At 46.3% G+C, this 12,284-nt stretch carries 8 protein-coding genes; 6 read left to right on the top strand and 2 right to left on the bottom strand.

The window, feature by feature from the left end:
• Positions 1 to 79: 79 nt before the first annotated feature.
• Complete coding sequence (locus tag BUR42_RS02620; protein ID WP_074237626.1) at positions 80 to 718, top strand: response regulator; 639 nt, start codon at positions 80 to 82, stop codon at positions 716 to 718.
• Positions 719 to 734: 16 nt separating this feature from the next.
• Here BUR42_RS02620 and BUR42_RS02615 read toward each other — a convergent pair whose 3' ends face one another.
• Positions 735 to 3,683: a two-component regulator propeller domain-containing protein gene (locus BUR42_RS02615; RefSeq protein ID WP_159442199.1), complete on the bottom strand. Its 2,949-nt coding sequence runs from the start codon at positions 3,681 to 3,683 to the stop codon at positions 735 to 737.
• A 355-nt stretch (positions 3,684 to 4,038) separates the two neighbouring features.
• Between BUR42_RS02615 and BUR42_RS02610 the strand changes: the two genes are divergently transcribed.
• From BUR42_RS02610 to BUR42_RS02600, 3 genes are all read left to right on the top strand, one after another.
• Positions 4,039 to 4,851 (top strand): hypothetical protein, encoded by an 813-nt coding sequence (locus BUR42_RS02610; protein WP_074237622.1) that lies wholly within the window; start codon positions 4,039 to 4,041, stop codon positions 4,849 to 4,851.
• 359 nt (positions 4,852 to 5,210) lie between these two features.
• Entirely contained in the window at positions 5,211 to 5,993 is a 783-nt protein-coding gene (locus tag BUR42_RS02605) for a hypothetical protein (protein ID WP_074237620.1), read from the top strand.
• Positions 5,983 to 6,462, top strand: coding sequence for a type II toxin-antitoxin system VapC family toxin (locus BUR42_RS02600; protein ID WP_074237618.1), 480 nt, complete (start codon positions 5,983 to 5,985; stop codon positions 6,460 to 6,462). The genes BUR42_RS02605 and BUR42_RS02600 overlap by 11 nt, the downstream gene beginning before the upstream one ends.
• Positions 6,463 to 6,465: 3 nt before the next feature.
• On the opposite strand, the gene pepE is transcribed toward BUR42_RS02600, so the two are convergent.
• Positions 6,466 to 7,170, bottom strand: a complete 705-nt coding sequence (pepE, locus tag BUR42_RS02595; protein ID WP_200798203.1) for a dipeptidase PepE — start codon at positions 7,168 to 7,170, stop codon at positions 6,466 to 6,468.
• An 89-nt stretch (positions 7,171 to 7,259) separates the two neighbouring features.
• On the opposite strand from pepE, the gene map reads away from it, so the two are divergent.
• The gene (gene map, locus BUR42_RS02590; protein ID WP_074237617.1) at positions 7,260 to 8,024 is read left to right on the top strand and encodes a type I methionyl aminopeptidase; all 765 of its coding nucleotides are present in this window, start codon (positions 7,260 to 7,262) and stop codon (positions 8,022 to 8,024) included.
• A 258-nt stretch (positions 8,025 to 8,282) separates the two neighbouring features.
• On the top strand, positions 8,283 to 12,269 hold the full coding sequence (locus tag BUR42_RS02585; protein WP_074237616.1) for a CBM96 family carbohydrate-binding protein: 3,987 nt from the start codon (positions 8,283 to 8,285) through the stop codon (positions 12,267 to 12,269).
• Positions 12,270 to 12,284: the final 15 nt, after the last annotated feature.

The raw sequence follows: 12,284 nt of genomic DNA, 5'->3' as shown, positions 1-12,284 counted from the left end.
ACAAAAAGAAGAATTATATTCTACTTTTGTCCGGCAACCCTTCGTATAGCCGGAGGCAGCTAACATAACCTATGTAAAAATGAAAACTATCCTGATTGCGGATGACCATACCATTGTAAGGTTGGGTGTTACGCATATTGTATCTACTCTTTCCATTCCTGTTTCCATCAAAGAAGCTGAGACTTTCGACCAGGTCATCACTTTGCTGGACCAGCAGCCTTTTGACCTTCTGATACTCGACATTAATATTCCCGGCGGCAACAGTCTTCAGATGATCGATGCCGTAAAGCTCCGGCAGCCAAAGATCAAGATCCTTATCTTTTCCGGTTATGATGAACAACTGTTTGCGATTAATTATATGCAGGCCGGCGCTGATGGATATCTTGTAAAATATTCGCCGGAAGATGAGATCAGAACGGCTATACAGACTGTACTGAACCAGCAGAAATACATGAGTGCTGTTACACGGGAGCAGATGCTGAACATGCTTAACACCCAAAAGGAACCGGCACAGAACCCGCTGGCCACATTATCAGGCCGTGAGATAGAAGTGATGAACCTGCTCACTAAAGGAATACCTGTTGCGAAAATAGCAGAGATGCTGCATTTACAGGTGACAACCGTGAGCACCTATAAAACAAGGGTGTTTGAAAAACTGGGCATTTCCAATATTGTAGAACTACTGGAAAAAGTAAAGATGTACAGTACCACACTTTAGATACCGTTCATTCCCGCTAATTACTATTATTGATATCCAGGATCACCGATACCGTTGTTCCTGTATCCTTATTGGCCGTTACGTTCAACCTTCCGTTGATCAACAGGAGCAACTCTATCACGATCAGGAGGCCGATGCCATTATGCACCTGTGTGTCCGTAGCATTATACTGATTCACCCAGTCTGCCAGCACCGGCTGCATACCGATGCCTGTATCTATAAATTTGATACAGACTTCATTTCCCTGGTGAACAGCTTCCATACGGATAGAACCCTGCGTGGTATACTTCACGGCATTATCCAGCAGGTTGTGCATTACCACGGCCAGCAACTGGCGATTCACCATTACTTTACTGCCTGGTTCCGTATTGTTGAAGATCTCCACTTCCCTTGCGGCTGCAATGGGCCTGAAGATCCCGGCCTTCTCTTCCAGCAGGTCGTGCAGGTCTACCGCTTCCAGTACAACCCTTTCGCCCTTAATATGCGTTTTCATATACTGAATAAGGTTCTCTACCAGGTGGTACATTTTGTAGAGCGCATCATATACTGCTTTAGCACTCTTATCTCCTGTATTCCGGTTATTGGATAAGAGCATGAGGAACTTCATCGGCGTTTTGATATCATGCGTGATAGCTGCTATCAGCCGCTGCTGCATCAGCGTTTGCTTACGCAGTTTATTCTCCGAGGCCTGCAGGTATTCTAGTGCCTGCTTGAGTTCCCTGGTTCTGTCAGACACACGGGTTTCCAGTAAATGTGTTTTGTACTGAATGCTTGTGATGCGCCAGCGGAGATAGGCTACAATTGATAAGGCCAGCAAACCGAGCACCAGTATCCGGAACCATGCTGTTTCAAACCAGGCCAGGGCTACCTTAAAAACAATCGTTTTTTCTATGAAATTATTAGCGCCAAAACCATTGATCTTGCGGATCCGCAGACGATATGTGCCGGAAGGCATGGAGGAGAACGAAATCGTCCGGTTGCTCTCCACCGGTAGCCATACATCCTTTCCTTCACCATCCAAAGAATAAAAGATCTGTGTATTGTAGTTGTCACCAAAAAATGGGGTACTAATGTGCAGCTTGAACTGCAGGAAATTGTTAGGCAGGCTGATAGTATCACCGGCCGGTAAAGAATAGCCATCCAGCTCCACTTCATCCAGGAACAACTTTCTTACCGGCAGCTCATGGTTTAAAGTACCGGGAGAGAATCGTACAATACCGTCCAGTGAAGGCAGGGAGATGTCCCCGTTCCTGAGTGTTAAAGCACAGGGCTGGCATCCGCCGTTAAATTCATTCGTAAAAAAACCCTGGCTCTTTCCGTAATAGAAATAATAGACAAGGGTTTGTTTCCAGTCCGCATAGGCCAGCAGGTCCTTACGGGAAGCTTTGAACAATCCTTTATTGGTAGTGATCCACAGGTAGCCGTAAGCATCGCCGATAATGCAATGCGCAAAAGCCAGGTATTTAAGCTTATCCAGGGGCAGTGGGGTCAACCTTTTTTGGTGGTGAAGGTAAAAGCCATTCCCATATGTAGTGATCCAAACTTCGTCTTTGCGGGGGATATATACGCTTCTTACATAAGCTTCCTCCAGGCCGGCAATTGTGTCTATCCGGTTTTTACTGATCTGTATACGGAACAGTCCTTTCTCGGTCCCTGCCCACATAGTATCAGCATTCTCCAGCTGCATATAAGATGCATCTTTTATAGCAGCACTATATAAGAGTGGTACAGGATTTTCATCTTTCGTGGAAAGATAATAGAGCCCTGACCGATGTGTGCCGATCCATAAACGGCCTGCATTATCTGCATAAAGCTGTTTCACAACATCATGTAATTCCCTTGACCACAGTATTTCAGAACAGTCTGCATTCATTTTATAGATGTTGCTGTCGGCTTTACCCCAGATGTTGCCTTCCTTATCCACCTGCATGCTGTAATTATCATATTTCCCTTTTACACCGTTGAACAGGGGTAAAGAGGAATATTTTCCATGCGCATCAAATACAATTCCCTGCGGCGTTACAATGCTATCATCCCCAAACGGCGCCTGTGCATAATACACATCCGTTTTCCCCTCACCTGTGCGAAAAGGATGGAATTGCTTCCAGGTAAAAACAAACAACCCTTTTGAACGGCTGCCGAGATAAACCCGTTTATTAAAGGAGGTATAATAAATAGAAAGGATAGATTGCTGTGTAAAATCAAAATCTTCCACCACCAGGGTAGTGCCTAAGCTGCCATCCGGTAGTGCCTCTACGAAATAACATCGTTCATCCAGGTAAAAGAAAAGCTGTTCCGCTACAAAATTCCAGTATAACTGAATGTGTTTTTTCCTGCTCCTGTAAGCGGGATAATGAAGGATATCCCCCCTGACGATCACATTAACAGGTTTGTCTTTATCAAAAAAGGTAACATCCCCGTTTTCAGTCAGCTGATAAAGACTATCTCCCAGCGTGAAAAATTTCCAGGGACTGGCGATGGGATATTTAAACCGGTATTGTTCCTGCTTTTTTCTGATGAACCTGATGCTGTCCATACCGATCATGTAATAATCGTATGCATCTACAGGGATCAGGAAATGGTCCGGGTGGATCACATCGGTAAAAACGTTGGGGAGGCTGTTAACCGGGTAAACGAAAGCGGTATCATTATAGATGAGGAATTCATAATCATCCTCTGTATTGGGATTACGTGTAAACTTCACCGTGCGGCCATTCTCCACCCGGATCGCTTCCCTTTTGTCTGTTCTGGCAAACAGTTTATTCCGTCCCGCATTGGAATAAATATAAGAGATCCGGCTGCTGCTGTTGAAATTGCGGAAGCGGTCGCCTTCAAAACGTACCAGGCCATTTTCTGTAGCCAGCCATAAAAATCCTTCATCATCCGGAGCAATGAACTTTACGCTATTCTGTGGTAAACCATTCTCATCTGTGTAATGAGTAATGGTATACGGTAAAGTATCCATTCCGGATAAAGCAAACGCAGGCATTCCCGTCAAAAGCGGAATCATCAGCAAGTGAACAAAACGTCTCATTCTTCTAAATAGAACCAAGGTTACAGGGGTGTTCTATATAGATGGCATTATAGGTATGCAGGTGGAGCAAAGGGTTTCCGCAGGACATATTCCATAATACATAAATATATAGAGATAGTCAATTGACTATCATGACTCATCTATGCCAGCAAAGATATAAACCTTATTTGGATTCCTTACCATTAACAAAATAGTTTTAATATATGAAAACTATTTAATCATTATAAAATAAAGATATGCAATGTGCGGTGTTTTTCGTAAATTGAAAGTATGAAAAACAAGTACTATGGCGAGGCAAACAGGGCCTGTAACGTTTACGGGTAAACTGGGTAACCTGATCGGCTACGAGGTCGATGGCGTTCACCTTTTACGCAGCATGCCTGCTCATGTTGAGCGCAGTTATGCAACGAAACGTTCGGCGCTGGACTTCGGCACAGCAAGTAAAGGTGGCCGTTTGCTGCGTAATGCATTATCGGGAGAGCTGGAAATACCGGATGACGGGAAGTTAGTGAACCGGATCAATAAAGTATTGCAGGCCATCGTGAAAGCAGATGCCCATCATTTTCCCGGGCAGCGGAGGATCCTTACGCGTCATCTTCCTGCTTTAACCGGTTTCAACCTGAATAGTACCACTAAGCTGGACCAGCTGTTAACTTTCCAGCCTGTTCTTACAAAAGATAAAGATGGTAATATATGCGTATCCGTTAATCCTGCTTTCAAAAAAACAAAGGGTACTACGCACCTGGAAATAAAAGCAATTGTAACCGGTATTGATTTTGCAAAAGCGAAATATACAGCTGCTGTATCAGAGAGTAAATTAATAGATGTACGGGCGCTGCCTGAAAAAGTAGCATTCGTATTGCCTTACGCGGAGAAGGAAACGGCCTTTGTTGTATTGCAGGTGATACCTTTTCAAATGGTGAATGGTGAACTGGCCCTGTTGGAAGATGTTAAACATTTAGCTGCAGATATTATCGGCGTATTACTGCCGGATAAAACATTATCCGTAGAAGTACATTACAAGCCTGCCACACGTTCCGCCTCTCCGCTTCGTAAACAACCCCGTTCTTCCAAAAAGAAACCTCCGCCTTTAGAGTAAAGCTCATTTTTATGGTAAAAAATTGAAGGAGGTCCGCTTCCTTTGGGCAACCTATGTGCCTGCACGTAAAAATGCTGCTTTTGGGGGATAGGATTTTGTTTTTGAAGCCTGCATATTCGTTTGAACTTCCTTTATATCTTATTTTATGATACCCCGGTGTAGTTCCTCCCCTGCTTTACCGCTACTTTACCTCATTTTCAGATCAAGTCCACCTTTTAGCCGTAGATGCCCCTGAGCTTACTAAGTATTCACCCTGTATTTACCCGTCTCAAAGTGATATATTCTCCGATTCTGCGGCAATATATCAGTTACAGACCACCTGCCCCGGAATCCCGGCTTTATTTCGTTAAATTTGTATAGTGGAAAAAACAGGTTACATAGAGATAAGAATAACCGGTAGCAAAGGGAATCTAGACCTTTCTCCAGGCAACTATGATATTCGTGAAGTCATAGAAGTATTAGAGCAGGTTGAAGGGCTCATTGTTCCTGGTGATAAAAAAGACCGTTTTCCTATCAGTTACCAGCTTGAAGCAGGCTCAGTAAGGCATGTTTTTAAAACTTCGCTGCAATATATTATTGGCTTTAATGCAGTCGTAGGCCAGGTTAGCAAATATCAGTCAGTTGATTTCCTTGATCTGCCAACAGCAAAAGCCTTTGAGACATTCCAGGATATAGCATTTAAAAAGAACTATGTTTTTGAAGTAAAAACTTCCCTTGACAATACCAACATAGTTAAAATCGACAAAACAACCCGCTTTTGCAGAACTGAGGCTATTTGGGTGGATGCTGAATTTTACTTTTATGGCAAAATAACCAGTATGGGAGGAAAAGAAAGGTCAAATATCCATCTTGCTACAGAAGATATGGGCATATTGATCATTCAAACGGAGAAGGAATATCTTGCAAAGCTGGAAAACAATCTCCTTTACAAAAATTATGGTGTCAGAGCAGTAGGGAAGCAGCATGCCGAAACGGGAGAAATTGACAAAACAACCCTTCGTTTCCTTGAACTCATCAACTATCAGCCTGCATATGATGAAGATTATTTAAAGGAACTCAGGTCTAAAGCAAAAAATAACTGGTCCGGTTCCATCGATCCTGATAAATGGCTTAGAGAAATAAGAGGAGGTTATGACGCATAAATCTGTTCTGCTTGATACAAGTTTTTTTGTGCGCCTTCTTAATGAGGAAGACCCACTTTTTCAACACGCCAATGGCTACTTCAGGTACTTTTTGGAGGAGCGGACACCTTTGATGATCTCTACCATTTCCATCGCCGAATATTGCGTTATAGGTGATATAAATGAACTTCCTTTAAGAAACCTTCAGATCGTTCCCTTCAACCTGTCTCATGCCAAAAGAACAGGTGAATTTGCAAAAATCGCTTTTAAGAATAGAGATAAGCTTAAACTGAGGGAAAGAAATATCATCCCCAACGATGCCAAGCTGTTTTCCCAGGCGGATGTAGAAGATACTATTGGCGCTTATCTTTCCTCTGATACAGATAGCATAAAGATCTATAACCTGTTAAAACAGGAGAATGCTCCAAAGTTTGAGTTTCTCGATCTTCATCAGAAGCATTCAGAAAGATATGGCCTGCTGGATTTTTAGCACTCACAATATCGCCAGATCTCCCCCCGCCCCCAACTCATACGCTTCCCTCCCCGCCTTAAAGATCCTCGCACTTAACGCTCCGCGTAAGCGGATCTCTGTTCCTGAAACTTCAATCCAGCTCCCTTCCCGTAACCCTATCACCGGTACATCCTGCTGTGTATGGAACTCCCTGATCCTCGTTTCCCTGGTTTCACCCATGTGTTTTATCTCCGGCATAGGATCCAGGTAATGCGGGTTGAGATTAAAAGGCACCAGGCCCATGGTTTCAAAAGAAGGCGGATATACGATCGGCATATCATTGGTGGTTTGCATATTCACTCCGCCGATATTACTGCCTGCACTTGTGCCGAGATAAGGTTTTCCTTTCTCCGTTTCCTGCCGCAATACATCCATCAGTTCAAGCTCATGTAATTGTTTCACTAATAAGAAAGTGTTGCCACCGCCTGTGAAAAACCCTTCCGCATGTTTTAAAGCCGTTGCCGGATCTTCGAAAGTATGCAGCCCTTTTACACGGATACCTATAGCAGCAAACGCTGCTGCCGCGCGTGCAGTATAATCGTCGTGAGAGATACCGCCGGGCCGGGCATAGGGCACAAAGATGATCTCGGAAATTCCGGAGAACAGGCGCTGCATCACCGGCTGCAGGTAAGCCAGGTAATCCTGGCCGGGTAAAGTGGAGGTACTGGCTAAAACGATCTTCATCATAATACTCAAATGTAAAAAAACTCTCAATGCTTTGATCATGCCGCCAAAAACATCCCATTTTCGTATCTTGCAGTTTATAAACGGATAACATGTCAATTACAACACAGGCAGAACTGGCAGGTATGCAGAAAGCAAGTGAAGCAGTAGCCCTCACTTTAAAGAGCATGCGGAATTATGCACAACCCGGCATGAGCACCGCAGAACTGGATGAATTCGGCAGAGCAGCACTGGAAAGTTTCGGCGCTAAATCCGCACCTAAACTCACGTACGGCTTCCCCGGCTGGACCTGCATTAGTGTGAACAACGAAATTGCACATGGTATTCCCACAAAAAGAAGGGTACTGCAGGAGGGAGACCTGGTGAATGTGGATGTATCCGCAGAGCTGGATGGTTTCTGGGCAGACAATGGCGGATCATTTGTATTAGGGCAGGACATTCATCAGCACCAGGTGCTGGTAGATGCCTCCAAAGACATTTTAAAGATCGCTATTGCTAATATACACGGCGGCGTAAAGATCGCAGACATCGGCGGACTGATAGAAGCAGAAGCAAAACGCCGCGGATACCGGGTGATCAAAAACCTCACCGGGCACGGCATCGGCAGGAACCTGCATGAAGAGCCGCATTCCATTGCCAACTACTACGATAAATACAATAAGACCCGTTTTAAAAAGAACAGCGTTGTAGCCATAGAAACCTTCATCTCCACCAAAGCCACCTGGGCATACGAAAACGGAGACGGCTGGACGCTCACTGCGAAAGATGGCAGTTTTGTTGCCCAGCATGAACATACCATTATGGTAACAGACGGAGAACCCCTCATCTTTACAAAAGATAACGACATCTGGAATTAACCTGCAAAATCCTATCTGGAAAGGGCAAAATACTATGCTTGTTTATGCAACCGTTTGCATAACTTAGTAAGATACTGTTTCACATAGAACCCGTTATAGAGAGAACCCACAGTACATTCTACCTGGCATCTACTACATAAGGAACCTGACTGTATGCCGATAATCCGGTGCAGACCCGCTATGCACGGTACTTAACGCCATACCCCATATCGCAGACTATCCAAGGATTTTTGTTAACACTATAAAACCCGATCCCTTATGATCAAAACTGATGTACACAACAAATGCAGGCATGTGGTAATTCCCCTGCTGCTGCTACTTTTATTCACAGCAATGCAATCGTATGCACAGACCTTACCGGCTAATTTTCAGCGGGTATTGGTAACAGGCGGCCTTACCGGGCCCACTACTTTTGCCCAGCTGCCGGATGGCAGAATCCTTATTGGCCAGCAGAACGGGCAGTTAAGGGTATTCAAGAACAATGCCCTCCTTTCTACCCCGGCAGTAAGCCTTTCTGTAAACACCAGCGGAGAACGTGGCTTGATAGGTATTGCTGTTGATCCTGCCTTCAGCACCAACAATTACATTTACCTGTATTACACTTCGTCCTCCGGCCCGCACAACCGCGTAAGCCGCTTCACCATGTCCGGCGATCTGGCCACGGCAGAAAACGCCATCCTGGACATGCCTACCCTCAGTGCTATCTATCACAACGGTGGCGGCCTCGCATTTGATAATACCGGCAAACTGCTGGTATCAGTTGGCGATAACAAAGTTGGAGGCAATTCCTCCAACCTGGACAGCTACCTGGGTAAAGTACTGCGTATCAATACAGACGGTACTGTACCCAGCGGCAACCCTTTCAGCGGCGGCGCACAACGCAGCCGTGTATGGGCTTATGGCCTGCGGAACCCCTTCACACTGAATGTAGATCCTGTAAGTGGCAGGATCTATGTGAACGATGTAGGTGAAGCTACCTGGGAAGAGATCAATGATGCTTCTGCAGGCGGCCGTAATTTTGGCTGGCCCTCCCAGGAAGGCATATGCTCCGGCAGTTGTACAGGGCTCACCAATCCGGTCTATTACTACGCCACCAACCGTAACGACCCGCCAGCCACCGGCCAGGGATGCGCTATTAATGGCGGCACTTTCTTAAACGGCGCTATCAGTAACTGGCCGGCCACCTACCATGGAAAATATTTCTTCCTGGATTACTGCGGCGAATGGATCGACTATATAAATCCCTCCTCTCCTGCTACCCGCAATGGTTTCGGTACAGGCCTGAGCGATGGGCTCACCACTTTGAAACAAGGTATAGACGGTAATCTTTACTTCATCAGAAGAGGCAACAATTCCCTGTACAAAATTATTTACAGCGGCAATGCAGCACCGGTGATCACTACACAACCGCAAAACATCTCTGTACCGCAGGGTCAAACGGCTACCTTCTCTGTTACCGCTACCGGTAACCCTGCGCCTGCCTATCAATGGCGCAAAGGCACTACCAATATCCCAGGCGCAACAGCTGCAAATTATTCCATCAGCAATGTGCAGGCTACACATGCCGGTACTTACAATGTAGTAGTAACCAACAGTGCGGGAAGTGTAACAAGCAGCAACGCTACCTTAACCGTAACCGCGCCAAATGCCTTCCCGGTAGCTACCATCACCAGCCCTGCTAATGGTTCTGTTTTCCGCGCCGGAGATCAGATCAACTTTACCGGCACCGGTACTGATGCGGAAGATGGCAGCTTACCAGCCAGTGCTTATACCTGGTGGGTAGATTTCCATCACGCCAATCATACCCATCCCGGCCCTGAAATAGCAGATGGCGCAACCAGCGGCAGCTTCCCTATTTCTGCAGAAGGTCATACAGAAACGGATATATGGTATCGCCTTTATTTAGAAGTGACCGATTCACAGGGAGAAAAGGATACCTCCTACATCGAGATCTTCCCTGTTACTTCTGATGTTACTTTACAAACGGTACCGGCCGGGTTACAACTCACGCTGAATGAAATTCCGTTCACCACCCCTGCCACGCAGAATTCCTTATCAGGCATGATACGGCCACTGGCAGCACCCAGTCCGCAAACTCTGAACGGCACTACTTACCTCTTTGATTATTGGGAACATGGCGGTGCCCGTCAGCAGAATATTACGGTAACAGATGCGGATGTTACGTATACAGCACATTTCAAAACAGCACCTGCACCAGTGAACCTTACACCATTACATGATGCTTATGTACGCGATGGCAGCAATGCCGCCATTACACATGGCACTACGGATTCTACTTTACTGATCACCAAATTATCTCCAGCCGGCCAGCTCAATAATGCAAGAGAGGCTTACCTGCAGTTTGACCTGGCTTCCATTAGCAGTCCGCTTGCTTCTGTAGTATTGAAAGTATATGGTAAGGTAGACCTTACTACTGTTCCATCCGTAGGAGTAGGTGCTTATGCTGTTGCCAATACCACCTGGACGGAGAACGCCCTGACCTGGAACAACAAACCTGCCACCAGTGCCAGCCCCCTGGCTACTGTAACCGTCACCAATACAGCTTATGCATATTATAATTTTGATGTTACTGCATATGTGCAGGCGGAAAAAGCAGCAGGCAGGAACAAAGTATCCTTTGCCTTGAAGAGCCAGGTAGCGCATGATCCGCGCATCTTCTGGAACTCAGGCGAATTTGGTTCCAATCCGCCTTTGCTTTCCGTGATCACGGATGCCGGTGGCAATATCAACCCTACTGTTTCTCTAACAACTCCAACCAACGGCGCATCCTTTGCAGCACCAGCTAATATCACCCTCACCGCTACTGCCGCAGACAGCGACGGCACCGTTGCCAAAGTGGAATTCTTCAATGGCGCAGGCAAATTAGGAGAAGACCTGGATGCACCATATTCTTTTACATGGAACAATGTGCCCGCAGGCACTTACAGCCTTACTGCAAAAGCAACAGATAATGCAGGCGGCACCGGAACTTCCTCTCCTGCTGTTAATATCACAGTAACAGGAGCGCCTTCCTGCGACCCTGTTACATCCAGCGGAGACGATGGTAACGTAGCGGCCAATGTACTGGATAACAACCTTGCCACACGCTGGTCCGCCAGCGGGGACGGGCAATGGATTGCCTTCTGCCTTGGCAGTGTACAAACGGTTACCGGCGTTCAGATAGCATTCTATAACGGCAATGTGCGTTCATCCAACTTCGACATCCAGGTGAGTAGTAATGGCACCAGCTGGAACACCGTGGCAGCAGGGCTTTCCAGTAGCGGCACTTCGCTGAACCTGGAAACATTCAATATTCCTTCCCAATCCACACAGTATGTGCGGATCCTGGGGCATGGCAACTCCGTGAACCTCTGGAACAGTTATACAGAAGTGAAGATCAACACCAGCACCGGTTCTGCCGAAACCACCCTTGCACCTGTACATGACGCTTACGCAAGGAATGGTACATCTGCCACTATCACACATGGCACTACAGATCCTAATGCTCTCGTAGTAAAACTCAACTCCAATCCTGCTGCCGGCAACGACCGTCAGACCTTCCTGACCTTCAACACCAGCAGCATCACCAGCACAGTTACAAATGTGAAGATCAGATTGTATGGCGGGCTCTCTGATAACAGGAGTACCAATACACCGCTGACTGCCAGTGCAGTAGCTGTTACCAGCTGGACGGAGTCCGCACTCACCTGGAACAACAAACCTGCCATTGGTTCAACGCTGGCTACAACCACCATCCCCGATTCTATCCCGAGATATTATACCTGGGATGTAACCAGTTATGTGCTTGCAGAAAAAGCAGCAGGCAGGCATACGGTATCTTTTGCGATTGCAGCTGCCACAGCCACTACACCTATCCTCTCCTTTAATTCAAAAGAAGCAGGCAGCAATGCACCGCAACTGGTGGTAACACATAACACCAGCCTGGCGAAACAGGCGGTTGCAGCCCCGGCAAAAAGCAATGTAGTGTTAGAAACCGGCTTGCAGGGTTTACCAAATCCTTTTAGTGATAACCTAACGGTGACCTACACACTAAAAACAGCAGGCCGCGTGCAGTTGTCCTTAATTGATCTCAACGGCAGGCAGGCTGCTTTGTTAACCGATGCCGTACAGGCTGCCGGTATACACCGCGTGAATCATAGAACAGGACATCTCCCATCCGGCATGTATATTCTGAAACTGAGCCATCACGGCAAAGTGATCACAACAAAACTCGTGAAGGAGTAGTCAATTAAAAAGCAG

It is taken from the genome of Chitinophaga niabensis (assembly GCF_900129465.1).
Taxonomy (GTDB): domain Bacteria; phylum Bacteroidota; class Bacteroidia; order Chitinophagales; family Chitinophagaceae; genus Chitinophaga; species Chitinophaga niabensis.
This window is presented reverse-complemented; position numbering and strand designations above follow the sequence as displayed.

Bases quoted from the DNA above. Each gene is read 5' to 3' on its own strand.
- BUR42_RS02620 (WP_074237626.1), top strand. From the start codon at position 80: ATGAAAACTATCCTGATTGCGGATGACCATACCATTGTAAGGTTGGGT.
- BUR42_RS02615 (WP_159442199.1), bottom strand. From the start codon at position 3,683: ATGGATACTTTACCGTATACCATTACTCATTACACAGATGAGAATGGT.
- BUR42_RS02610 (WP_074237622.1), top strand. From the start codon at position 4,039: ATGGCGAGGCAAACAGGGCCTGTAACGTTTACGGGTAAACTGGGTAAC.
- BUR42_RS02600 (WP_074237618.1), top strand. From the start codon at position 5,983: ATGACGCATAAATCTGTTCTGCTTGATACAAGTTTTTTTGTGCGCCTT.
- pepE (WP_200798203.1), bottom strand. From the start codon at position 7,170: ATGATGAAGATCGTTTTAGCCAGTACCTCCACTTTACCCGGCCAGGAT.
- map (WP_074237617.1), top strand. From the start codon at position 7,260: ATGTCAATTACAACACAGGCAGAACTGGCAGGTATGCAGAAAGCAAGT.
- BUR42_RS02585 (WP_074237616.1), top strand. From the start codon at position 8,283: ATGATCAAAACTGATGTACACAACAAATGCAGGCATGTGGTAATTCCC.